Annotated in this window: 22 protein-coding genes; 8 read left to right on the forward strand and 14 right to left on the reverse strand. The window is 70.0% G+C overall.

The annotated features are described in order from the left end of the window. Positions 1-11: 11 nt before the first annotated feature. Complete coding sequence (gene ctaE / locus IG99_RS02125) at positions 12-632, reverse strand: aa3-type cytochrome oxidase subunit III (protein WP_037668991.1); 621 nt, start codon at positions 630-632, stop codon at positions 12-14. 178 nt (positions 633-810) lie between these two features. Between ctaE and IG99_RS02130 the strand changes: the two genes are divergently transcribed. Then, positions 811-1212 carry a response regulator gene (locus IG99_RS02130; protein ID WP_037668993.1) on the forward strand — a complete coding sequence of 134 codons (402 nt, stop codon included), beginning with the start codon at positions 811-813 and terminating at the stop codon, positions 1210-1212. A gap of 37 nt (positions 1213-1249) precedes the next feature. Here IG99_RS02130 and IG99_RS02135 read toward each other — a convergent pair whose 3' ends face one another. The 4 genes from IG99_RS02135 to ctaC all read right to left on the reverse strand — a co-directional run bounded on the left by IG99_RS02135 (position 1250) and on the right by ctaC (position 5744). Next, positions 1250-2524, reverse strand: a complete 1275-nt coding sequence (locus IG99_RS02135; protein ID WP_037668994.1) for a L,D-transpeptidase — start codon at positions 2522-2524, stop codon at positions 1250-1252. Positions 2525-2656: 132 nt separating this feature from the next. Next, positions 2657-3055, reverse strand: a complete 399-nt coding sequence (locus tag IG99_RS02140; RefSeq protein ID WP_037668996.1) for a cytochrome c oxidase subunit 4 — start codon at positions 3053-3055, stop codon at positions 2657-2659. Continuing rightward, complete coding sequence (gene ctaD / locus IG99_RS02145) at positions 3052-4788, reverse strand: aa3-type cytochrome oxidase subunit I (protein WP_037668999.1); 1737 nt, start codon at positions 4786-4788, stop codon at positions 3052-3054. The genes IG99_RS02140 and ctaD overlap by 4 nt, the downstream gene beginning before the upstream one ends. After that, the gene (ctaC, locus tag IG99_RS02150; protein WP_037669000.1) at positions 4785-5744 is read right to left on the reverse strand and encodes an aa3-type cytochrome oxidase subunit II; all 960 of its coding nucleotides are present in this window, start codon (positions 5742-5744) and stop codon (positions 4785-4787) included. The genes ctaD and ctaC overlap by 4 nt, the downstream gene beginning before the upstream one ends. Before the next feature lie 314 nt (positions 5745-6058). Between ctaC and IG99_RS02155 the strand changes: the two genes are divergently transcribed. Further along, positions 6059-7441: a cysteine desulfurase/sulfurtransferase TusA family protein gene (locus IG99_RS02155; protein ID WP_078947486.1), complete on the forward strand. Its 1383-nt coding sequence runs from the start codon at positions 6059-6061 to the stop codon at positions 7439-7441. Positions 7442-7458: 17 nt separating this feature from the next. Here IG99_RS02155 and IG99_RS02160 read toward each other — a convergent pair whose 3' ends face one another. Continuing rightward, positions 7459-8430 (reverse strand): carbohydrate kinase family protein, encoded by a 972-nt coding sequence (locus tag IG99_RS02160; RefSeq protein WP_037669006.1) that lies wholly within the window; start codon positions 8428-8430, stop codon positions 7459-7461. 130 nt (positions 8431-8560) lie between these two features. Here IG99_RS02160 and IG99_RS02165 point away from each other — a divergent pair, with 130 nt between their 5' ends. Both IG99_RS02165 and IG99_RS02170 read left to right on the forward strand, forming a co-directional pair. Continuing rightward, entirely contained in the window at positions 8561-8770 is a 210-nt protein-coding gene (locus IG99_RS02165) for a hypothetical protein (protein ID WP_037669008.1), read from the forward strand. A gap of 128 nt (positions 8771-8898) precedes the next feature. Then, positions 8899-10752, forward strand: a complete 1854-nt coding sequence (locus IG99_RS02170; RefSeq protein ID WP_037669009.1) for a hypothetical protein — start codon at positions 8899-8901, stop codon at positions 10750-10752. 78 nt (positions 10753-10830) lie between these two features. Here the strand turns inward: IG99_RS02170 and IG99_RS02175 are convergent, their stop codons facing one another. Next, the gene (locus IG99_RS02175) at positions 10831-11190 is read right to left on the reverse strand and encodes an iron-sulfur cluster assembly accessory protein (RefSeq protein ID WP_037669012.1); all 360 of its coding nucleotides are present in this window, start codon (positions 11188-11190) and stop codon (positions 10831-10833) included. A gap of 242 nt (positions 11191-11432) precedes the next feature. Here IG99_RS02175 and nadA point away from each other — a divergent pair, with 242 nt between their 5' ends. Continuing rightward, positions 11433-12629, forward strand: coding sequence for a quinolinate synthase NadA (gene nadA, locus IG99_RS02180; RefSeq protein WP_037669604.1), 1197 nt, complete (start codon positions 11433-11435; stop codon positions 12627-12629). A 19-nt stretch (positions 12630-12648) separates the two neighbouring features. On the opposite strand, the gene IG99_RS02185 is transcribed toward nadA, so the two are convergent. The 6 genes from IG99_RS02185 to IG99_RS02210 form a co-directional block, all read right to left on the reverse strand. After that, positions 12649-12864, reverse strand: coding sequence for a PQQ-binding-like beta-propeller repeat protein (locus tag IG99_RS02185; RefSeq protein WP_037669014.1), 216 nt, complete (start codon positions 12862-12864; stop codon positions 12649-12651). A 160-nt stretch (positions 12865-13024) separates the two neighbouring features. Beyond that, complete coding sequence (locus tag IG99_RS02190; RefSeq protein ID WP_037669015.1) at positions 13025-16147, reverse strand: efflux RND transporter permease subunit; 3123 nt, start codon at positions 16145-16147, stop codon at positions 13025-13027. Between the two features lie 159 nt (positions 16148-16306). Further along, positions 16307-16990: a response regulator gene (locus tag IG99_RS02195; RefSeq protein ID WP_037669016.1), complete on the reverse strand. Its 684-nt coding sequence runs from the start codon at positions 16988-16990 to the stop codon at positions 16307-16309. Next, positions 16987-18261 carry a sensor histidine kinase gene (locus tag IG99_RS02200; RefSeq protein WP_037669018.1) on the reverse strand — a complete coding sequence of 425 codons (1275 nt, stop codon included), beginning with the start codon at positions 18259-18261 and terminating at the stop codon, positions 16987-16989. Before IG99_RS02200 ends, IG99_RS02195 begins: the two co-directional genes overlap by 4 nt. Before the next feature lie 69 nt (positions 18262-18330). After that, positions 18331-18609, reverse strand: coding sequence for a PspA-associated protein PspAA (gene pspAA / locus IG99_RS02205; protein ID WP_037669019.1), 279 nt, complete (start codon positions 18607-18609; stop codon positions 18331-18333). Between the two features lie 34 nt (positions 18610-18643). Next, complete coding sequence (locus IG99_RS02210; protein ID WP_037669021.1) at positions 18644-19414, reverse strand: PspA/IM30 family protein; 771 nt, start codon at positions 19412-19414, stop codon at positions 18644-18646. A 323-nt stretch (positions 19415-19737) separates the two neighbouring features. Between IG99_RS02210 and IG99_RS02215 the strand changes: the two genes are divergently transcribed. Together IG99_RS02215 and IG99_RS02220 are read left to right on the forward strand one after the other, a co-directional pair. Next, on the forward strand, positions 19738-20337 hold the full coding sequence (locus IG99_RS02215; protein WP_037669022.1) for a DUF3043 domain-containing protein: 600 nt from the start codon (positions 19738-19740) through the stop codon (positions 20335-20337). Positions 20338-20381: 44 nt separating this feature from the next. Next, complete coding sequence (locus IG99_RS02220; protein WP_051864839.1) at positions 20382-21122, forward strand: class I SAM-dependent methyltransferase; 741 nt, start codon at positions 20382-20384, stop codon at positions 21120-21122. A gap of 84 nt (positions 21123-21206) precedes the next feature. On the opposite strand, the gene IG99_RS02225 is transcribed toward IG99_RS02220, so the two are convergent. Beyond that, on the reverse strand, positions 21207-21425 hold the full coding sequence (locus IG99_RS02225) for a hypothetical protein (RefSeq protein ID WP_037669023.1): 219 nt from the start codon (positions 21423-21425) through the stop codon (positions 21207-21209). A gap of 162 nt (positions 21426-21587) precedes the next feature. Between IG99_RS02225 and IG99_RS02230 the strand changes: the two genes are divergently transcribed. Then, entirely contained in the window at positions 21588-22793 is a 1206-nt protein-coding gene (locus tag IG99_RS02230) for a bifunctional adenosylcobinamide kinase/adenosylcobinamide-phosphate guanylyltransferase (protein ID WP_037669025.1), read from the forward strand. Positions 22794-22811 lie beyond the last annotated feature (18 nt).

The raw sequence follows: 22811 nt of genomic DNA on the forward strand, positions 1-22811 counted from the left end.
AACGGGCCCTGCTACTTGATCAGGTAGATCGTGGCGAACAGGCCGATCCAAACGACATCGACGAAGTGCCAGTAGTAGGAAACGACGATGGCCGCGGTCGCCTGCTCGTGGGTGAACCTCTTGGCCGCGTACGTACGCCCGAGGACCAGCAGGAAGGCGATGAGACCGCCCGTCACGTGCAGGCCGTGGAAGCCGGTGGTCAGGTAGAAGACCGAGCCGTACGGGTCCGAGGAGAGCGAGAGCCCGTCCTTCTTCACCAGCTCGGTGTACTCGTAGATCTGACCGCCGATGAAGATCGCGCCCATGATGAACGTGACGATGAACCAGCCCCGGAGCTTCTTCACGTCACCGCGCTCGGCGGCGAAGACGCCGAGCTGGCAGGTGAGGGAGGAGAGCACCAGGATCGTGGTGTTCGTCGCCGAGAACGGAAGGTTCAGGCTGTGCGCCATTTCCTTCCAGTGATCGGGTCCCGTGACCGATCGCAGGGTGAAGTACATCGCGAAGAGGGCCGCGAAGAACATCAGCTCGGAACTCAACCAGATGATGGTTCCGACGCTGGTGAGGTTCGGCCGGTTGACCGACGGGTGCGCGTGCCCGGTTTCTACTGTCGTTGCTGTCGCCACGACCGACATTATGTCGGTCGCTTATCCAGCCCTCACCCCGGGGGGTCCCGTTCGGAGTGTTCGTACCGTGCGCACTGCCCGTATGGCCCACCGAAGTGCAGTTCGGACGGGTGTTGACGCGGTGTTCCAGGGGGTAGCATCCGCCGCATCGGTCCTGTCCGTACGACGCTGACGTCTCGGAGGAACAATGCAGCCGACCGCCACGGTGCTGGTCTACAGCGACAATTCCAACACCCGCGAACAGGTGCGGCTGGCGACGGGCCGCAGGCCCGCTCCGGATGTGCCCGTGGTCGAGTTCCTGGAGTGCGCCACGCCCGCGGCCGTGATCCGGGAGCTCGACAAGGGCGGGATCGACATCTGCGTCCTGGACGGCGAGGCCGTCCCCATGGGGGGAATGGGCGTCTGCCGGCAGATCAAGGACGAGATCTTCAACTGCCCGCCGGTGCTGCTGCTGATCGCCCGCCCGCAGGACGCCTGGCTGGCCACGTGGAGCCGTGCGGACGCCGCTGTGACGCTCCCGGTGGACCCGGTGGAGTTCGCGGCCGCACTGGCCTCCCTGCTGCGCCGGAAGAAGCTCACGAGCGCCTGAGGCGGGCTCTGGGGCCGCCGTCCCGTCCGAGGGGCGCTCAGACGCTCTGAGGCCGCAGCCGCGCCCGGTCCGCCGCGTCCGGTGCGTCCGGTGCGTCCGGGTTGCCGGCCACCAGGGCGCTGCCGGTGCGCCAGTTCTCCCAGGCGAGGTTCCAGTCGCCGAAGCCGTTGCCGAACGGCTCCATCGTGTCACCCGCGCTGTTGATGACCTGGACGATGTCGCCCTCGCGGACGGTGTCGAAGAACCACTGGGCGTTGTCGGTGCTCATGCCGGTGCAGCCGTGGCTGACGTTGGCGTACCCCTGGGAACCCACGGACCAGGGGGCGGCGTGGACGTACTCGCCGCTCCAGGTGACCCGGGTGGCGAAGTAGACGGGCAGGTCGTACGACTCGGACGACCCCTCGGCGATGCCCACGGTGCTGCTGCGCATCTGTACGAAGCGTTCCTTGCCCAGGACGACCTTGACCCCGTTGCGGGTGTCGAAGCCGGGCTTGCCGGTGGTGACGGGGATCTTCTTGATCTCCTCGTCGTTCTTGTAGACCGTCATGGTGTGCGTCGCGGCGTCCGTGACGGCGATGAGGCGGTCGCCGGTGGTGATCTTCAGCGACTTGGCCTTGCCGCCCCACAGCCGGTCGCCGATCTTGATGCCGTCCAGGTTGCTGCGGACCTGGATGGTGGCGTTGGTGGGCCAGTACTCCTTGGGCCGGTAGTGGAGCTTCTTGTCGTCCACCCAGTGCCAGGCGCCCTGTGCGGCGGGCTTGGAGGTGACCTTCAGGGCCCGTTCGACGACGGCGCGCTGGGCCGGGTCCTTGACGGGCTTGTTCAGCTCGGCGGTGATGGGCTGGCCGACGCCGTACGTGCCGCTCTTGGGGCCGAAGGTGACGTCCAGGGTCTTCTTGGTGGTGGGCTTGCCGGTGTCGAAGCTGAGGACCCGGCGGCCGGGGGCGCCGTCCTCGTCCTCCGTGCTCACCCGGACCGTGTAGTGGGCGTTGGCGGCCAGGGGCTCGGTGCTGTGCCAGCGGGCGCCGTCGGCGGAGAGTTCTCCCGCCACGTAGCGGCCCGTGGCATCTATCGCCGTGACGTCCGTGATGCGCCCGTCGGAGTCCTCGGAGGTGACCTCCAGGGGTTTGTCCGGGTCGGCCTTCTTTCCGTCGCCTGAGGGGGCGTTGAAGGCCACCTGGTCCGACGCGTCGTACGGCGCGGCCGACAGGGGGTTGCCGTCGCTGCTGCATCCGGGGACCGCGGTGGTCAGGGCGACGACCAGCAGCGTGCAGCTGGCCGCGGTACGGGGGCGGGGTGTGTGGCTGCTCATGGAGTCGACGCTAGGAACGTTCGTCAATGGCGGCGCGCCGAGTGACTCGTACGAGGGATGGCTATTGCTGCAAACGCAGGAGCCCGGACCCTCCTTGCGGAGTGTCCGGGCTCCCGATGCGTTCGGCGCGTGCTACTGGGTGCGGTTCTCACCGCGGTAGTACTCGAAGACCCAGCCCCAGAGACCGATCAGGATCAGCGGGGCGGAGAAGTACAGCAGCCACCAGCCGACCGCGATACCGAGGAAGGCGAAGGCACCGCCGATGCCCAGGGACAGCGGCTGCCAGCTGTGCGGGCTGAAGAAGCCCAGCTCGCCGGCGTCGTCCGCGACGTCCGCCTCCTTGTTGTCCTGGGCACCCGTGTCGACCCGCCGGGCGGTGAAGCCCAGGTAGAAGCCGATCATGATGGACAGACCGAAGGCCAGGAACAGGGCCGTCGTACCGGCGGGCTCCTTCGACCACACGCCATAGACGATCGCCATGACGAGGATGAAGACGCTCAGCCAGATGAACATCTTGCCCTGGATCTTCACTTGCCGGCCTCCTTGCTGCCCGCGATGGCGCTCGCACCGTGATCGCCGTGCTCCAGCTGCTCGAGCGCCGCGATCTCAGGGTGGTGCAGGTCGAACGCCGGGGATTCGCTGCGGATCCGCGGCAGGGTGAGGAAGTTGTGCCGGGGCGGCGGGCAGGCGGTCGCCCACTCGAGCGAACGGCCGTAGCCCCACGGGTCGTCGACGCCGACCGGCTTGCCGTACTTGGCGGTCTTCCACACGTTGTAGAAGAACGGCAGGATCGACAGACCGAGCACGAAGGAGCTGATCGTCGAGATCGTGTTCAGGGCGGTGAAGCCGTCGGCCGCGAGGTAGTCGGCGTAACGACGCGGCATGCCCTCGGCACCCAGCCAGTGCTGGACCAGGAAGGTGCCGTGGAAGCCGATGAACAGCGTCCAGAAGGTGATCTTGCCGAGGCGCTCGTCCAGCATCTTGCCGGTCATCTTCGGCCACCAGAAGTGGAAGCCGGCGAACATCGCGAAGACGACGGTTCCGAAGACGACGTAGTGGAAGTGGGCCACCACGAAGTACGAGTCGGAGACGTGGAAGTCCATCGGCGGCGAGGCCAGGATGACACCGGTCAGACCACCGAAGGTGAAGGTGATCAGGAAGCCGGTCGCCCAGAGCATCGGTGTCTCGAAGGACAACGAGCCCTTCCACATCGTTCCGATCCAGTTGAAGAACTTCACGCCGGTCGGGACGGCGATGAGGAACGTCATGAAGGAGAAGAACGGCAGCAGAACACCACCGGTGACGTACATGTGGTGCGCCCACACCGTCACGGAGAGACCGGCGATCGAGATGGTCGCGGCGATCAGGCCCATGTAGCCGAACATCGGCTTGCGGCTGAAGACCGGGATGATCTCACTGATGATACCGAAGAACGGTAGCGCGATGATGTACACCTCTGGATGGCCGAAGAACCAGAAGAGGTGTTGCCATAGCAAGGCTCCGCCGTTGGCCGCGTCGAAGACGTGGGCACCGAACTTGCGGTCCGCCTCCAGGGCGAACAGCGCGGCCGCGAGGACCGGGAAGGCCAGCAGGACCAGCACGGCGGTCAGCAGCACGTTCCACACGAAGATCGGCATGCGGAACATCGTCATGCCCGGTGCGCGCATGCAGATGATCGTGGTGATGAAGTTGACCGAGCCGAGGATGGTGCCGAAGCCGGAGAAGGCCAGACCCATGATCCACAGGTCGGCGCCGATGCCCGGGCTGCGGACCGCGTCCGACAGCGGGGAGTAGGCGAACCAGCCGAAGTCGGCCGCACCCGACGGCGTCAGGAATCCGCCGACCGCGATGAGAGAGCCGAACAGGTACAGCCAGTAGGCGAACATGTTCAGCCGCGGGAACGCCACGTCCGGCGCGCCGATCTGCAGCGGCATGATCCAGTTCGTGAAGCCGGCGAACAGCGGCGTCGCGAACATCAGCAGCATGATCGTGCCGTGCATCGTGAACGCCTGGTTGAACTGTTCGTTCGACATGATCTGCAGGCCCGGACGGGCCAGCTCGGCGCGCATGAAGAGCGCCATCACGCCACCGATGACGAAGAACGCGAACGACGTGACGAGGTACAGCGTGCCGATCGTCTTGTGGTCCGTGGTCGTCAGCCACTTGATGACGACTTCACCGCGGCGTTGGCGCCGGACCGGCAGCTCGTCCTGGTAGTGGGACCCTGCTGCCGCGGCACCCTGGGGTTCGTTGAGGATGCTCACAGGTTGTTCGTCTCCCGGTTCTTCTCGTGGCTCGTCTGCTCGATGCCCGCGGGAACGTAACCGGTCTGCCCCTTCTTGGCGAGGTCCTTGAGGTGCTGCTCGTAGCGCTCGGGGGAGACGACCTTCACGTTGAACAGCATCCGGGAGTGGTCGACGCCGCAGAGCTCGGCGCACTTGCCCAGGAAGGTGCCCTGCTTGTTCGGGGTCACCTGGAAGGCATTGGTGTGGCCCGGGATGACGTCCTGCTTCATCAGGAACGGCACCACCCAGAAGGAGTGGATGACGTCACGCGAGGTGAGGATGAAGCGGACCGTCTTGCCCTCGGGGAGCCAGAGGGTCGGACCCGGGTTGTGGGTCTGCGGGTTCCGCTCGCCGGGGGTGCCACAGGTGTAGACGCCGCCCGCGTCGGCCGGGAACTGGTCCTTGAACCGGTTCGGAATCGCGTCGAGGTTCTTGTCGGTCTTCGCGTTGCCGGTGGAACCCTCGACGTTCTCGACGTAGTTGAAGCACCAGCTCCACTGGAACCCGACCACGTTGACCGTGACGTCGGGCTTCTTGTCGAGGCTGAGGAGCTTCGACTCGTCGCGGGCGGTGAAGTAGAACAGCACCGAGACGATGATGATCGGAACGACCGTGTAGAGCGCCTCGATCGGCATGTTGTACCGGGTCTGCGGAGGGATCTCCACCTTGGTGCGGCTGCGCCGGTGGAACATCGCACTCCACAGGATGAGGCCCCACACCAGCACGCCGACGGCGAGCGCGGCAGCCCAGGATCCCTGCCACAGGGAGAGGATCCGCGGAGCCTCTTCCGTGGTGGGGGTGGGCATACCAAGGCGGGGGAAGTCCTCCCATGTGCAACCGGTGGCGGTCGCCAGGACCAGGCCCGCGGTCATTGCCTGCAGCAGCTTCCGCCGCATCGGGCGCCGCGGCGAGCGGTCGGAGCCGTTGGGACTCACGTAGCGCCTTCCCGAGAGTCTCGCCCGCGCGGTTGGCTGCGGCCTTCTCGCTGGTCGGTCGCCGCCCTGCGTCGGGCAGGGGTTTGGATGTTTATGCGGACCAAACCCTACTGGACGCCTTCGGGCGGGTCGCGGGGAGGGGTGCCATACGCGCCGCGGGTCAGCCCGAAGGGGGGTTGCCCGGCGGGAGCGCCCCATATCTCGGGCAGTTCGGTTGCGTTCGCGGCTGCGGATCCGTCGTGGTTCGTCGCGCCACGCGGCGGAGCCGCACATGTCACTGTCCCGCACCCCTTCGGGGCGCTTAGCGTTGCTGTGTGTCCTACTTCGATGCCGCATCCTCCGCTCCTCTCCATCCCGTCGCTCGGCAGGCTCTGCAGGCCTCACTCGACGAAGGGTGGGCCGACCCTGCCCGCCTGTACCGGGAGGGGCGCAGGGCACGGATGCTGCTGGACGCAGCACGGGAGGCGGCTGCCGAGGCGGTGGGGTGCCGAGCCGACGAGCTGGTGTTCACCTCGTCGGGGACCCGGGCCGTGCACTCCGGTATCGCGGGGGTGTTGGCGGGGCGGCGGCGGATCGGGCGCCACCTGATCGTGTCAGCGGTCGAACATTCTTCGGTTCTGCATTCGGCGGAGACGTTCGAGGCGGACGGTGGCGCGGTGACGCGAGTACCGGTGCTGCGGACGGGAGCGGTGGCCGTCGAGGCGTATGCGGATGCCCTTCGCGCCGACACGGCCCTGGCGTGTCTCCAGTCGGCCAACCACGAGGTGGGGACGGAGCAGCCGGTGGCCGAGGTGGCCGAGGTGTGCCGGGCGGCCGGGGTCCCGTTGCTCGTGGACGCGGCGCAGTCGCTGGGCTGGGGGCCGGTGGACGGCGATTGGTCGGCTTTGGCGGCAACTGCCCACAAATGGGGCGGTCCGTCGGGAGTTGGGTTGCTCGTGGTGCGGAAGGGGGTACGGTTCGCGGCTCAAGGTCCGGTGGACGAGCGGGAGTCGGGGCGGGCGGCCGGGTTCGAGAACATCCCGGCGATCGTCGCCGCTGCGGCCTCGCTGCGGGCGGTGCGGGCGGAGGCGGCGGCCGAGGCGGTACGGCTGCGGGAGCTGACGGACCGGATCCGGGCACGGGTGCCGGAACTGGTGCCGGACGTGGAGGTGGTCGGCGACCCGGTGCGCCGGCTGCCCGGCGTGGTCACCTTCTCCTGCCTCTACGTCGACGGGGAGGCCCTCCTCCACGAGCTGGACCGGGCTGACTTCTCCGTCTCCTCCGGCTCGTCCTGCACGAGCAGCACCCTGACGCCCAGCCACGTCCTGAAGGCGATGGGCGTGCTGAGTGAGGGGAACGTGCGGGTGTCGCTGCCGCTGGGGACACCCGCGGAGGAGGTGGAGCGGTTCCTGTCCGTTCTCCGGGACGCGGTGACGACGGTGCGGGAGAAGCTCGGCGCACCGGCATCATCCCCGGCCACGGTGTCCCGGGAGGACACCCTCGTCGTGGACACCCTCGGCAAGCGGTGCCCGATCCCGGTCATCGAACTGGCGAAGGTCATCGGAGACGTACCGGTCGGCGGCACGGTACGCGTCCTCTCCGACGACGAGGCGGCCCGCCTGGACATCCCGGCGTGGTGCGAGATGCGGGGGCAGGAGTACGAAGGTGAGGAGCCGGCGGAGAAGGGAACCGCTTACGTGATCCGCCGGCTCAGCTGACGCACCCGCACCCGGCCTCAGAGATGCGTCCGGACCTCCGCCGCCGCATCGTCCCCGTACGCCTTGGTGAACCGGTCCATGAAGTGCCCGCGCAGCAACTGGTACTCCTGCGTGCCGACCGTCTCGATGACGAGAGTCGCCAGCATGCACCCGACCTGCGCGGCCCGCTCCAGGGAGACACCCCAGGCCAGCCCCGAGAGGAAGCCCGCGCGGAACGCGTCGCCGACACCCGTGGGGTCGGCCTTGCGCTCCTCGTCCGGGCAGCCGACCTCGATCGGGTCCTCGCCGGCCTGCTCGATCCGGACGCCGCGGGAGCCGAGGGTCGTCACCCGGTGGCCGACCCGGGAGAGGATCTCCTCGTCCGTCCAGCCCGTCTTGGACTCGATGAGGCCCTTCTCGTACTCGTTGGAGAAGAGGTAGGTCGCCCCGTCCAGCAGTATCCGGATCTCCTCCCCGTTCATCCGGGCGATCTGCTGGGAGAAGTCGGCGGCGAACGGGATGGACCGGGAGCGGCACTCCTCGGTGTGCCTGAGCATCGCCTCCGGGTCGTCCGCGCCGATGGAGACCAGGTCCAGGCCGCCGACGCGGTCCGCGACGGTCTTCAGCTCGATCAGGCGGGCCTCGCTCATCGCGCCCGTGTAGAAGGAGCCGATCTGGTTGTGATCGGAGTCGGTGGTGCAGACGAAGCGGGCGGTGTGCAGGGTCTCGGAGATGCGGACCGAGTCGGTGTCGACGCCGTGCCGGTCGAGCCAGGCGCGGTACTCGTCGAAGTCGGATCCCGCGGCGCCCACCAGGATCGGCCGGGTGCCCAGCTGGCCCATGCCGAAGGCGATGTTCGCGCCGACTCCGCCCCGGCGTACGTCGAGCTGGTCGACGAGGAAGGACAGCGAGACCGTGTGCAGCTGGTCCGCGACGAACTGGTCGGCGAAGCGGCCGGGGAAGGTCATGAGGTGGTCGGTGGCGATGGAGCCGGTGACTGCGATGCGCACGGCGTGGACTCTCCTGCGGGGAGACGGATTGACAGTTCACGCTATCGGGTCGGCGCCGGGCTCTGAAGCAGGCAAAACTACCCGATAGTAGATCTTTCTTCGCAGGGTTTGGGGTGCCTACGGTTCCCTCATGACAAACCTTACGGTCCATGCCCCCGTCCCGGCCGACTTCGAGGGCGACCTGGCGTCACTGCGTGGCGACTGTGCCCGGATGGTGCCGCACTGGACGACTCCCGACCGGATCATTTCCACTCCCGTCTCCCCCGCGCTCATCCACGGTGTGAACGTGCCGCCGTCGTCGGCGCGGCTGCTGGAGGCGATGTCGGACTACGGGGACTGAGCCGGCCGCGCTTCGAAGGGCACGGGGCGCTTTTTGAGGGAACCGTGCGCTCCCCCGCTGCGTCCCATCGCTGTCCCCCGTAAAGAGGATGCGGGATACGACAGCAGTGCAGCCGAAGGAGCGATGCGGTGAACACCGAGCGACCCGAGAACGACGACTCCACGGGCGCCTCCGGCGACGTTCCGGAGGATGCCCGGGAGGAGAAGGGGGCTGTCGGCTCGGGAGAGGCCGAGACGGGGGCCGAGGACGAGGTCCGCGGCGAGGCGGAGGAAGACCGGACCGAGGTGGCGGCGGAAGCTCCCCGAGACCCGGCGAAGGCCGAGGCCGAGGCCGATGGCGAGCCGGAGACGCCCTCGACGGCAAGCGAGACCGACGCGGCCGCTGACACCGGCGCCACCGCCGACGCCGACGCCACCCCCGCTGGAACCGGCGACGAGAAGCCCAGCGCGGCTGCCCGAACAGTGGCCGACGCGCCCACCTCCGCCACCGAGCCGCTCGCCTCCGCCACCGAGGCGCCCGCCTCCCCCGGCGACGACGCCGAACTCACGCCTCTCGCTCACGGCGAGCCCTCCGCCGGTGCCCCCGGGCGTCGACGCTCCCCCGCGATCATCGCGTCCGTGGCCGCTGCCGTGCTGTTGGTCGGGGGCGGTGGGGCGTTCCTCGCGGCGAACGCTTCCGGTGGAAGCGGGGGCGGTACGGAGTCGGGGGCGCCCGGTGGGGGCGGGACTCCGCCGCCGATCGCGCTGGACGGGTATTCCGAGGCGAGCCCCAGCGGGGGGACCAACGGGATCGCGCCCGGCGAGCCCAATCCGTACGGCCAGTCGTTCAAGGTCGACGGCAAACTCCCGGACGGTCCCGACTCGGCGCCCGTCTACTGGGCGAAGGGCGAGGTCACCAAGGAAGAGGTGGCTGGTCTCGCCAAGGCGCTCGGTGTCGACGGGGCGCCGGTGGCCGAGGGTGAGGCCTGGCAGGTGGGTCCGGCCAAGGCCGGCGAGGGGCCGACTCTGCACGTGGACCGGAAGGCGCCGGGCGCCTGGACGTTCACCCGGTTCACCCCCGGTACCGACAACTGCAAGGGCGGCGCCGCCGTCTGCATGAAGGACCCCATGTCACCGGCCGCCGACCCCGTGAGCGTGGAGGCCGCGAAGAAGGCGGCCGCGCCGGTCCTCAAGGCTGTGGGCCAGGACGACGCGAAGGTGGACGCGAGCCAGGTCATGGGCGCGCAGCGGGTCGTGAACGCCGATCCCGTGGTCGGCGGGCTGCCCACGAACGGCTGGACGACCGCGCTGACCATCGGTCTGCAGGGCGAGATCGTCGGCGGCAGCGGCCAGCTGGACGCTCCGGTCAAGGGCGACACGTATCCCGTGCTCGGCGCGCGGAAGACGCTCGAGTTGCTGAGCACCACTCCGGGGGCGGCCCATCGAGGGGTGTCGAGCGAGGCTCCGGCGACGGAGTCCACCACGGTCGAGGGCGCGGTGTTCGGGCTGGCCTCGCACACCTCGCGCGGACAGCAGACGCTCCTGCCGTCCTGGTTCTTCGAGGTACGCGCGCCGGGGTCCGACGAGGTCGCCACGGTGACGTACCCCGCGCTCGACCCCAAGTACCTCACCTCGACCATCACGAGCGAGCCGTCCGGGCAGCCCAGCCCGCGGCCGAGCGGCCCCGGCGACGAGGCGACCGGAGCGCCGCGGGACGTCAAGGTGGACGGCTACACGGCCGAGGGCAAGGAGCTGACCGTGAGCTTCACGGGCGGGGTGTGCGCGGACTACCGGACGACGGCGAAGGAGAGCGGGGACAAGGTGACCGTCACCGTGACCGAGACCCCGTACCCGGACAAGGTCTGCATCATGATCGCCAAGGTCTACCACCAGACCGTGCAGCTGGACGAGCCACTCGGCGACCGGAAGGTGGTCGGCACGGGCGGCAAGGCGGTTCCGCTGGAGAAGCCCGGGGCGCGGCTGCCGGAGACCTCGGCCCGTTAGCCCATCCGGACACGCGCGAAGGCGGCGGCCCCTCGGAGGGGACCGCCGCCTTCGTGTGGTTCAGCCGGCGTGGGCGGCTCAGTTGAAGGAGTCGCCGCAGGCGCAGGAACCGGTCGCGTTCGGGTTGTCGATCGTGAAGCCCTGCTTCTCGATGGTGTCGACGAAGTCGATGGAGGCGCCGCCCAGGTACGGGGCGCTCATCCGGTCGGTGACGACCTTGACGCCACCGAAGTCCTTGACCACGTCACCGTCGAGGGAACGCTCGTCGAAGAAGAGCTGGTAGCGCAGGCCCGAGCAACCGCCGGGCTGAACGGCGACGCGCAGCGCCAGATCGTCACGGCCTTCCTGGTCGAGCAGGGCCTTGACCTTCGCCGCGGCGGCGTCGGACAGGATGATGCCGTCGTCGGTGACGGTGCTGGTCTCGTCCGATACGGACATCTACATCTCTCCCGGGTTGTACGGAGACTGCTTGCCGACGGTTGCAACCGGCGGGGCCGCGGATTCATTCCGGGCCGGGGACTTGTTTCCCCTTTTCCTTTTCATGCTCGCACACACGCGGGGGAAAGCCAGAGGCGTCCTCGGGATTCATGTCACATCGACGCTATGGGCATCGTCAAAGTGACATGAAGCAGTTATGATAGATAACGTCAATTCGACGAAAAGTAGAAAGGGTGCGTGTCGTGACCACCGCCCCCACCCAGGAGCTCGACGTACAGCCGACGCCCCTCGCCCTGCTGCTCCTCGGCCGTGAGGCCGACCCGAAGAGCGAGCGGGGCGTGGACTGCCCCGGCGACCTTCCCTCCCCCTCCGACCCGGACCTGGTCGAGCGCGCCCGCGCGGCCAAGGAGAAGCTCGGGGACAAGGTCTTCGTGCTCGGCCACCACTACCAGCGCGACGAGGTCATCCAGTTCGCCGATGTGACGGGTGACTCCTTCAAGCTGGCCCGGGACGCGGCCGCCCGGCCAGAGGCCGAGTACATCGTCTTCTGCGGTGTCCACTTCATGGCGGAGTCCGCGGACATCCTGACCGGCGACGACCAGAAGGTCGTCCTGCCGGACCTGGCCGCCGGCTGCTCGATGGCCGACATGGCGACGGCCGAGCAGGTCGCCGAGTGCTGGGACGTGCTCACCGAGGCCGGCATAGCCGAGCAGGTCGTGCCCGTGTCGTACATGAACTCGTCCGCGGACATCAAGGCGTTCACGGGCAGGCACGGGGGCACCATCTGCACGTCGTCGAACGCGAAGCGGGCCCTGGAGTGGGCCTTCGAGCAGGGCGAGCCCGCCACGACGAAGGTCCTGTTCCTGCCCGACCAGCACCTCGGCCGCAACACCGCCGTCCGGGACATGGGCCTGTCCCTGGAGGACTGCGTCGTCTACAACCCGCACAAGCCGAACGGCGGGCTGACGACGGAGGAGCTGCGCGCAGCGAAGATGATCCTGTGGCGCGGTCACTGCTCGGTGCACGGCCGGTTCAGCCTGGAGTCCGTGCGGGACGTGCGCGAGCGCATCCCCGGCGTGAACGTGCTGGTCCACCCGGAGTGCAAGCACGAGGTGGTCGCCGCCGCGGACTACGTCGGCTCGACCGAGTACATCATCAAGGCGCTGGAGGCGGCCCCGGCCGGCTCCAAGTGGGCCATCGGCACCGAGCTGAACCTGGTCCGCCGCCTGGCGAACCGATTCGCCCCCGAGGGCAAGGAGATCGTCTTCCTCGACCGGACGGTCTGCTTCTGCTCCACGATGAACCGCATCGACCTGCCGCACCTGGTCTGGACCCTGGAGTCCCTCGCCGAGGGCAAGCTCGTCAACCGCATCCAGGTCGACCAGGAGACCGAGGCGTACGCCAAGCTGGCGCTGGAGCGGATGCTGGCGCTGCCGTAGCACCGGCTGCCGACGTGGCTCACCTCGAGGCGGGTTTCCGCTCGGGGTGGGCCGGGTCGAGGCTGAAGACGGTGCCGTCGGGGTTCAGCACCACGAGGGCGCCCTCGTCGAGGAAGACCCTCGACGCGTAGGGCATGCCGACGACCTGGTCGGCCCGGGAGGAGGACTCCCACAGCAGGGTGCCCTCGCGGGCGTCGAGGGCGGCGACGCGTCCGCCGGGGCTGGACACGTACACCGTGCGTCCCTGTCCGTCGGTACCGGAGTGCCGGGCTGCTTCGGCTCGAACCCCCTTCCCCCGCAGAGCAGTTGGAGCTCACAGGATTCGTCACGCACGACGGCGGCCGTTTCCCGGACCTGTCGGGGTCCGGGAAACGGCCGCCGTCGCTGACGGTTCGTCACACGCGGGCGTGCTCCGGCTCGTCCGAGTCCGACGTGGCACCGTCGGTCAGGCCCGCCTTCTTCGCGCGCTTCGCCGCCCGCTTCTTCGCGCGGCGCTCCTTGCGCAGCTCCAGCATCGCGTAGAGCGTCGGGACGAGCAGCAGGGTCAGCAGGGTCGACGTGATGAGGCCGCCGATCACGACCACCGCCAGCGGCTGGGCGATGAAGCCGCCCTCTCCGGTGACCCCGAGGGCCATCGGGAGGAGGGCGAAGATCGTCGCCAGAGCCGTCATCAGGATGGGGCGGAGCCGGTGACGGCCGCCCTCGACGACCGCCTCGACGACGCCGTATCCCTGCTTGCGGTACTGGTTGATGAGGTCGATCAGCACGATCGCGTTGGTGACCACGATGCCGATCAGCATCAGCATGCCGATCATCGCCGGGACGCCCATGGGGGTGCCGGTGACGAGCAGCAGGCCGATGGCGCCGGTCGCCGCGAACGGGATGGAGACCAGCAGGATCAGCGGCTGGGCCAGCGAGCGGAACGTCGTGACCAGGAGCATGAAGACGATCGCGATCGCCGCGAGCATCGCCAGGCCGAGGTTCTTGAACGCGTCGTCCTGGTCCTGGGAGACACCGCCGATCTCGGCCGTGGCGCCCGCCGGGAGCTTCAGGGCGTTGATCTTGGCCTGGAGGTCCGCGCTGACCCCGCCCGTGTTGTCACCGGTCGGCTTGGCGCTGATGGTGGCCGCGCGCCGGCCGTCGATCCGGGTCATCGACACCGGTCCGTCGACCAGCTTCACGGTCGCGATGTCACCCAGCTTCACCGGGCCCAGGGGCAGGTCCTTCAGCTGCTGGAGCGTCTTCGCCGGCTTGGCCGAGGTGATGACGACGTCCCGCTCGGTGTCGTCGAGGATCGCCTTGGCGGTGGTGGTGCCCCGTACCGCCTGGGTCACCGCGGCGCCCAGCGTCTGGTCGTCGAAGCCGGCCGCGGCCGCCTTGTCGTTGGCCTTGACCGAGATGCGCGGCACGCTCTGGGACAGGTCGCTGGTCACGTCCGTGACGTGGTCGAGGCCGGCCACCGCGTCCCGGACCTCCTCGGCGGCCTGGCGCAGCACACCGGCGTCGGCCGCCTTCACGACGACGCTGAGGTCCTGGTTGCCGAAGCCGTCACCGACGCCGACCGTGGTCGTGCCGACGCCCTTGAGCTTGCCGAGGCCCTCCTCGATACGGTCCTGGACGTCCTCGGACGACGCCGAGTCCTCCAGCATGACCTGGTAGGAGGCCTGGTTGGAGTCCGTGCCGCCGCCGAAGGCGGCCAGGAAGCCGGAGGAGCCGATGGTGACCTGGTAGTCCTTGACGCCCTTGGTGTCGCCGAGCAGGGCCTCGACCTTCTTCGCCTGTACGTCGGTCGCGCCCAGGCTGGTGCCCGGCTTCAGCTCCTGCTTGACGGTGAGGACCTGCTGCTCGCCCTGGTCGAAGAAGTTCGTCTTCAGCAGCGGCGCCATGCCGAAGGTGCCGACGAGGACCACCACGGCGATCGCCACGCTGGTCAGCCGGCGCCGGGTCGCGAACCGCAGGACGGGGACGTAGACGCGCTGGAGGCGGCTCTTCGCCTCCTTCTCCTCCGCCGCGCGGCGCGCCTCCTCGGCGTCCTCGGGGGTGCCCTTCGGGGCGCGCAGGAACCAGTACGACAGGACGGGGACGACCGTCAGCGACACCACCAGGGACGCCAGCAGCGCCGCCGTCACGGTGAGGCTGAAGGCACCGAAGAACTCGCCCACCAGGCCGCCGACCAGGCCGATCGGCAGGAAGACGGCGACCGTGGTGAGGGTGGAGGAGGTGACCGCACCGGCGACCTCGCGGACCGCGGTGAGGATCGCCGACTCGCGCTCCTCGCCGTAGCCGAGGTGGCGCTTGATGTTCTCCAGGACCACGATCGAGTCGTCGACGACCCGGCCGATCGCGATGGTCAGCGCGCCCAGCGTCAACATGTTCAGGGAGAGGTCCCGCGTCCACAGGACGATCAGGGCGAGGACGACCGAGAGCGGGATGGAGACCGCGGTGACCAGCGTCGAGCGGATGGACGCCAGGAAGACCAGGATGACGAGGACCGCGAAGAGCAGACCGAGCGCGCCCTCCGTCGTGAGGCCCTCGATGGACTTCTTCACCGCCGGGCCCTGGTCGCTGACCACGGTGACGGAGGCACCGGCGCCGAGGTCCTCGCGCATGCCGGGCAGCTTGTCCTCGACCGCGTCCGAGATGGCGACCGCGCTGCCGTCGTGGTCCATGGTGACCGCGACGGCGAGGCTGGGCCTGCCGTTCGTCCGGGTGATCGAGTCGGCGGGGGCCTCCCGCTCCTCGACGGTGGCCACGTCACCCAGGCGGACCGGCTTCTTCCTGCCGGTGATCATCAGGTCCTGGATCTGCTTCAGGGAGGTGAAGCCGCCGCCGACCTGGACGGTGCGGTTGGCGCCGTCCTCGTCGAAGGAACCGGCCGGGACGGTGGCGCCGCCCGCCTGCAGGGCCTGGCCGAGCTCCCGCGTGGTCAGTCCGGCCTTGGCCAGCTTCGCGTCGTCGGGCGTGACGGTGACCCGGAGGTCCCGCACGCCGTCCAGGGTGACCTGGCCGACGCCGTCGATGTCCTTCAGGTCCGGCACGATCGTCTTGTCGAGCCGGTCGGCGAGGGCCTGCTGGTCCTTGTCGGAGGTGACGGCGAGGACGACGGTCGGGATGTCGTCCGTGGAACCGGCGACGACCTGCGGGTCCACGTCGTCCGGGAGCTGGACGCGGGCCCGGTTGACGGCCTGCTGGACGTCGGCGACGAGTTGCTTGGTGTCGTTGCCGTAGTCGAAGGACGCCATGATCACGGCGTTGCCCTCACTGGCCGTGGAGGTGACGCCGGTGAGGCCGTCGACGGCCTCAAGGGAGTCCTCGATGGGCTCGACGACCTGCTTCTCGACCACGTCCGGCGACGCGCCCTGGAAGGGCGCGATGACGGACACCACCGGCAGTTCGATGGTGGGCAGGAGCTGCTGTTTGAGCTGGGGTATCGCGATCGCCCCGAAGGCGAGCGCGATGATCGACATCAGGCCGATCAGGGCCCGTTGTGCGAGGCTGAACCTGGACAGCCAGGACATGGGTCAGGGTCTCTCTTCTGTGAGCGGCAGAAGCGGCAGCAGGCGCACAGATGAGCGCCCGCCCTTACACCTTGAGCCATCGGGAGAGGGCGATCCCTAGCCCCCAGGTCCATTTCCTTATACGGCGCATACTCCGGCCGCAGTACGCCCGGGTAGAGGTCACTCCACCCTTGGGCGTACCAGGCCCGACTCGTAGGCGATCACCACGAGCTGGGCCCGGTCCCGGGCGCCGAGCTTGGCCATGGCCCGGTTGACGTGTGTCTTCACCGTCAGCGGGCTCACCTCCAGGCGTTCGGCGATCTCGTCGTTGGAGAGGCCGCCGGCGACCTGGACGAGGACCTCGCGCTCCCGCACCGTGAGCGTCTCCAGACGTTCGGCGCGGGCGGGGTCGCGGTCGTCGTCCGCCGCGTCGCCCTGGGCGAGGAAGCGGGCGATCAGGCCCTTGGTGGCGGCCGGGGAGAGCAGGGCCTCGCCGCCGGCGGCGACCCGGATGGCGTTGAGGAGTTCCTCGGGTTCGGAGCCCTTGCCCAGGAAGCCGGAGGCGCCCGCGCGCAGCGACCGCACAACGTAGTCGTCCACCTCGAAGGTGGTCAGGATGACCACGCGGACATGGGCCAGCGCGGGGTCGGCGCTGATCAGGCGAGTGGCGGCGAGACCGTCCGTGCCGGGCATCCGGATGTCCATCAGGACCACGTCGGCACGCTCCCGCTTCGCCAGCAGGACCGCCTCCTCGCCGTCGGACGCCTCGCCGACCACCTCCATGTCGGGCTCGGAGTCGACGAGCACACGAAAGGCGCTGCGGAGCAGCGCCTGGTCGTCGGCGAGCAGGACACGGATCGTCATACGAGGTCCTTCGGGGCGGGGGCGGTCTTGACCGGCAGGATCGCATGCACACGGAAACCGCCGCCGTAGCGGAGACCGGTGGTGAGGGTGCCGCGCAGGGCGGTGACGCGCTCGCGCATGCCGAGCAGACCGTGGCCGCCGCCTCCGCCGGGGCGGTCGCCGTCCTCCGGGCGGTCGTCGGAGGCAGGACGGGCGCCTGCCTCGGGGGGTTCCGCCGGGGCCGGGCGGCCGTTGTCGAGGACGGTGATCTCGATGTCGGGCCCGACGCGGACGACGCTCACCTCGGCCTTGGCCTCGATGCCCGCGTGCTTCTGCACGTTGGTGAGGGCCTCCTGGATGACGCGGTAGGCGGCCAGATCGACGGCGGCGGGCAGGGTGGTGCCGTGGTCGGCGCGGGCGACCTCGACCTGGAGGCCGGCGTTGCGGAAGGTGCCGACGAGTTCGTCGAGGCGGTCCAGGCCCGGCGCGGGCTCGGTCGGCGCCTCCGGGTCGCCGGACTGGCGCAGCAGACCGACCGTGGCGCGCAGTTCGTTGAGCGCGGAGCGGCTGGCCTCCCGTACGTGGGCGAGGGCCTCCTTGGCCTGGTCGGGGCGCTTGTCCATGACGTGCGCGGCGACGCCCGCCTGGACGTTGACCAGGGCGATGTGGTGGGCGACGACGTCGTGCAGGTCACGGGCGATGCGCAGGCGTTCCTCGGCGACGCGGCGGCGGGCCTCCTCCTCGCGGGTGCGCTCCGCGCGTTCGGCGCGCTCCCTGATGGCGTGGATGAAGGCGCGACGGCTGCGGACGGCATCGCCCGCGGTGGCGCCGATGCCGGTCCAGGCGAAGATGCCGAGGTTCTCCTGGGCGTACCAGGGCAGGGAGCCGGCGAGCATGGCGGCGCCGGTGAGGACGGTCATGGTGAGCAGGCCGACGCGCCAGGTGGTGGGGCGGTCGGTGGTGGAGGCGACGGTGTAGAGGGCGATGACGGCGGACATCGCCACGGGGGCCCGGGGGTCGCCGGTGACGGACTCGACGACCGACAGGGTGCCGGTGAGGGCGAGGACCGTCATGGGGGCGCGGCGCCGGAAGACCAGGACGGCGGCGGCGAGGGTCATCAGGACCAGGCTGAAGGGGTCCGGCGTGCGCAGGCCCCAGGTGACACCGTCCTCCCCGTGCGGGTCCACGAACGAGCCGGCCACCATGCACACCAGCACACCGGCCGCCAGCGCCGCGTCCAGCGCGAGGGGGTGGGCCTTGGCCTGGCACCGGGCGCGTTCGAGTGTGCTCACGGTTGATTACGGTACGGGGGAGTTGTCTTCACCGGTACCGGTGTGTGGGGGTCTGCCGCGAAGCCCCCGTCACCCCGGGATCAAACCGTCGTCGCTGAGCATCTCGCGGACCTCCTCCAGGGTCGCGTCCGGGGACGGGAGGATGAGGTCCGACGGTTCCAGGGAGTCGTCGGGGAGGGGCTCACCGAGGTCGCGGACCTTGGTGAGCAGGGCCTGGAGGGTGCGGCGGAAGCCGGGGCCGTCGCCGTTCTCCATCTCGGCCAGGAGTTCGTCGTCCAGCTTGTTCAACTCGGCGAGGTGGCTGTCGGCCAGTACCACCTGCCCCTCCCCCATGATCCGTACGATCATGTCGCCTCCTCGGCGTGGGCCCTTTACCGCTCGTCTACTGCTTGTCGAAGCGCGGGGTGTCCTGCGGCTGCTGCTGCCCCTGCGACTGGCCGCTGCCGCCCTCGATGGCCTGCTGTCCCGAGGACGAGCCTCCGGCCAGCTCCGCCTTCATGCGCTGCAGCTCCAGCTCTACATCCGTACCACCGGAGAGCCGGTCCAGCTCGGCCTGGAGGTCGTCCTTGGCCATGCCGGTGGGGTCGTCGAGGGCGCCGGAGGCGAGGAGCTCGTCGAGGGCGCCGGCGCGGGCCTGGAGCTGCGCGGTCTTGTCCTCGGCGCGCTGGATGGCCAGGCCGACGTCGCCCATCTCCTCGGAGATGCCGGAGAAGGCCTCGCCGATCCGGGTCTGGGCCTGGGCCGCGGTGTACGTCGCCTTGATCGTCTCCTTCTTCGTACGGAAGGCGTCGACCTTGGCCTGGAGGCGCTGGGCCGCGAGGGTGAGCTTCTCCTCCTCGCCCTGCAGCGTGGCGTGCTGCGTCTCCAGGTCCGTCACCTGCTGCTGGAGCGCCGCGCGGCGGGAGAGCGCCTCGCGGGCGAGGTCCTCACGGCCCAGCGCGAGCGCCTTGCGGCCCTGGTCCTCCAGCTTGGACGACTGTGACTGCAACTGGTTGAGCTGAAGTTCCAGACGCTTGCGGGAGGTCGCCACGTCGGCGACGCCGCGGCGGACCTTCTGGAGGAGCTCCAGCTGCTTCTGGTACGAGTAATCGAGGGTCTCGCGCGGGTCCTCGGCCCGGTCAAGGGCCTTGTTCGCCTTCGCGCGGAAGATCATCCCCATACGCTTCATGACACCGCTCATGGGCTTCGCGCGCCCCCTTCTGACGTCCAGCTCCAGCTCTGCGACAGAACCCACAGTACGGGCCCTGCATCCATTGACGCACTGTTCGGGGCCGGATGCGCTCATCCCCAAGGACGAGTGCGTACGCCTCCGGTCCGGCGTAGGGAGTAGGTGGCCCCCGGGTTCCACGACGTTCGCCGGGGGAGCCGCGGGTGTGCGCAACGTCCCCCTCTGTCCCCCTACAGGACGACTGGTGTTGCCGGATCGTTCCCCGCGGGGCTGGGGTCCATGCCCCGGACCCCGTACCCTTGGGTTTTGTGTTCCGTAGCCGTGCCAAGGAAGAGAAGGCCCCGAGCGCCGACGGCGCTCCGGTGACCCTCACCAAGCAGACCCGTGACCCGCAGGCCAAGAAGGGCAGGCCCACGCCCAAGCGCAATGAGGCCCAGTCCCAGCGCCGCAGCGTCGCCAACACCTCGCTGACGCGCAAGGACGCCGCCAAGCGGCAGCGCGAGGAGCGCCGTGCCGCGATGGAGCGGCAGCGCCAGGCGCTGGCCGGCGGGGACGAGCGGTTCCTGCCCGCCCGCGACAAGGGCCCGGTCCGCAAGTTCGCGCGTGACTTCATCGACTCGCGGTTCAACGTGGCGGAGTTCTTCCTGCCGATGGCCGTGGTCATCCTCGTGCTGAGCATGGTGCGCGTGGGCTCGCTGCAGAGCATCGCGCTGCTGCTGTGGCTGGTCGTGATCGTGCTGATCGTCCTGGACTCGTTCCTCACGAGCTTCCGGCTGCGCAAGCAGCTGACCGCGCGCTTCCCCGACCAGAACCGGCGCGGCGCGGTCGCCTACGCCCTGATGCGCTCCCTCCAGATGCGTCGGCTCCGGCTGCCCAAGCCGCAGGTCAAGCGCGGAGAGCGGCCCTGAGCACGGAGTCGTTCACCGGGGGTGCGGCGCAGGCCTGGCTCGGCATGCTGGGCGGGCTGCGGAACGTCGTACGGCAGGAACTCGTCGCGCGCCAGCTCGACGAGCAGATAGTGGGCCGGTACCCGGTCGGGCAGCGGCTGCGGGTGCTCGACGTGGGGATGGGCCAGGGCACGCAGGCGCTGCGGCTGGCGCGGGCCGGGCACCAGGTGACCGGTGTGGAGCAGGACGCGACGATGATCGCGGCGGCCCGGGAGTCCCTGTCCGGCGAGCCGGAGGGCATCCGGGAGCGGATGCGGATCGTCGAGGGCGACGGCCGGGACACCGGCGTGCACTTCCTGCCCGGCAGCTTCGACGTCGTGCTGTGCCACGGCGTGCTGATGTACGTCGAGGAGCCGGACGCCCTGCTGGCCGGGCTGGCCCGGATGCTGGCCCCGGGCGGGCTGCTGTCGCTGCTCGTGCGCAACGGCGACGCGCTGGCGATGCGGCCGGGGCGGTCCGGCGACTGGGCCGCCGCCCTGGGCGCCTTCGACACGGCGGCGTACACCAACCGACTCGGGCTCGACGTCCGCGCGGACCGGCTCGCCACGCTGACGGCGACGCTGGCCGGGATCGGGGCGCCGCTGCGGAGCTGGTACGGCGTGCGGGTCTTCACCGACGACGCGGCGGACGGGGCGGAGCTGCCGCCGGACATGGACGCGCTGCTCGCGGCGGAGGAACGGGCGGGGCGCACGGATCCGTATCGCGGGGTGGCGGCATTGCTGCACCTGTGCGGGGTGCGTGGCTGACCTCCCCTCACACGAACGGGACACGAAGCGGGGCGGCCCTGGCGGGCCGCCCCTTCTTGCTGTCCTGTGGCGTCCTTCAGCTGTCTACGACGCCTGCTCCTCGGCGTGCAGGCTCATCGGGCCGTAGATCTCCGTGACGTCCTCGAACAGCCGTACCTGGTCCGTGCCGCCTTCGAGCAGGGCCTTCCAGTGCTCCCCGACCCACGACTCGGCGTCTCCTTGGGTCGTGAACTCCTCCGGCTGCACCGCGGGCTGGACCTCCGTCCCGTCGGCCTTCTCGAACCGCCACGTCCATGCCGCCATGTACGCCTCCCAGATGTGAACAGGTGCAGGGCATGAAGCCTATGTGTTCCCCCCGTCGCGCCGTCGAAGACCGCGGCGGTTGGTCGCCCGCGGGTCGCTTCGGGAACCCCGTGGGGGGTCTCGGGCGCGCACGCCGGACAGGGGACGGTGAGAATCGGTTGCGTGGAAGTTACTTTGCTCGGTACCGGTGCCCCCGACGGACTCCCCCGTCCCGACTGTCCCTGCGCGGTGTGCGCGACCTCGGTCGGGGCGGACGCGCGCGCGGCGACCGCGCTGCTCGTGGACGGGACGCTGCTGCTGGACCTGACGCCCGGCGCGGCGTTCGCGGCGGCGCGGGCGGGCCATTCACTCGCGGGTGTGAGGCAGGTGCTGCTGTCGCATCCGCACGACGGGCCGCCGGTCGAGGTGCCGGCCGGGGTGCCGCAGCCCGGGCGGGTGCCGGACGGGCGGGAGTTGACGCTGCTGACGGGGCATCGGGTGCGGGCGGTGGCGCTGGACGCGCCGGGCACGGGCTACGAGGTGACCGGGCCGGACGGGCAGCGGTTGCTGTATCTGCCGCCCGGGGGTGCGCCGGCCGGGCTGGCGGAGGGGCACTCCGCCGAGGCGTACGACATGGTGCTCTCGGACGTGGTGGGGCGGCCGGACGCGTTGGCGAAGCTGCGGGCGGTGGGGTCGGTCGGACCGGCCACGGACGTGGTCACCGTTCACCTCGGCCACGGGGTTCCGCCCGGCGCGGAGTTGCGTCGGCGGCTCGCGGCGGCCGGGGCGCGCGCGGTGGCGGACGGGGCGACGCTGGTGGTCGGGGCGTACGAGGAGGTGCCGGACGTGCCGCGGCGGACGCTGGTGCTGGGTGGGGCGCGGTCAGGGAAGTCCGTGGAGGCCGAGCGGCGGCTGGAGTCCTTCCCGGACGTCCTGTACGTGGCGACGGGCGGGTCACGGGGCGGGGACACCGAGTGGGCGGCGCGGGTGGCCACCCATCAGGAGCGGCGGCCGGGGTCGTGGCGGACGGCGGAGACGTGCGACCTGGTGCCGCTGCTGGCGGAGGAGGGGGCGCCGGTGCTGATCGACTGTCTGTCCCTGTGGCTGACGGACGCGATGGACTCCGTCGGGGCGTGGGACGACGCGGTGTGGGCGGACGGGGGTGAGCGGGCGTTGCGGGCGCGGGTGCAGGAGTTGACGGCGGCGGTGCGGGCGGCCCGGCGGACCGTCGTCGCCGTGTCGAACGAGGTCGGGTCCGGCATCGTCCCGGCCACCGCGTCGGGGCGGCGGTACCGCGACGAGCTGGGCCGCCTGAACGCGGCGTTCGCGGACGAGTGCGAGCAGGTGGTTCTGGTGGTGGCAGGGCAGGGGGTGGTGCTGCGGGGGTGAGGCCGGGGTGTGGGCTCC

The organism is Streptomyces griseus subsp. griseus, from assembly GCF_000720255.1.
Taxonomy (GTDB): domain Bacteria; phylum Actinomycetota; class Actinomycetes; order Streptomycetales; family Streptomycetaceae; genus Streptomyces; species Streptomyces griseus_I.

Excerpts from the sequence above, each read along its gene's own strand:
- IG99_RS02190 (WP_037669015.1), bottom strand. The coding sequence starts at position 16,147 with ATGTCCTGGCTGTCCAGGTTCAGCCTCGCACAACGGGCCCTGATCGGC.
- IG99_RS02175 (WP_037669012.1), bottom strand. The coding sequence starts at position 11,190 with ATGTCCGTATCGGACGAGACCAGCACCGTCACCGACGACGGCATCATC.
- ctaE (WP_037668991.1), bottom strand. The coding sequence starts at position 632 with ATGTCGGTCGTGGCGACAGCAACGACAGTAGAAACCGGGCACGCGCAC.
- IG99_RS02130 (WP_037668993.1), top strand. The coding sequence starts at position 811 with ATGCAGCCGACCGCCACGGTGCTGGTCTACAGCGACAATTCCAACACC.
- IG99_RS02210 (WP_037669021.1), bottom strand. The coding sequence starts at position 19,414 with ATGATCTTCCGCGCGAAGGCGAACAAGGCCCTTGACCGGGCCGAGGAC.
- IG99_RS02225 (WP_037669023.1), bottom strand. The coding sequence starts at position 21,425 with ATGGCGGCATGGACGTGGCGGTTCGAGAAGGCCGACGGGACGGAGGTC.
- IG99_RS02135 (WP_037668994.1), bottom strand. The coding sequence starts at position 2,524 with ATGAGCAGCCACACACCCCGCCCCCGTACCGCGGCCAGCTGCACGCTG.
- IG99_RS02220 (WP_051864839.1), top strand. The coding sequence starts at position 20,382 with ATGCTGGGCGGGCTGCGGAACGTCGTACGGCAGGAACTCGTCGCGCGC.
- IG99_RS02195 (WP_037669016.1), bottom strand. The coding sequence starts at position 16,990 with ATGACGATCCGTGTCCTGCTCGCCGACGACCAGGCGCTGCTCCGCAGC.
- pspAA (WP_037669019.1), bottom strand. The coding sequence starts at position 18,609 with ATGATCGTACGGATCATGGGGGAGGGGCAGGTGGTACTGGCCGACAGC.
- IG99_RS02165 (WP_037669008.1), top strand. The coding sequence starts at position 8,561 with ATGACAAACCTTACGGTCCATGCCCCCGTCCCGGCCGACTTCGAGGGC.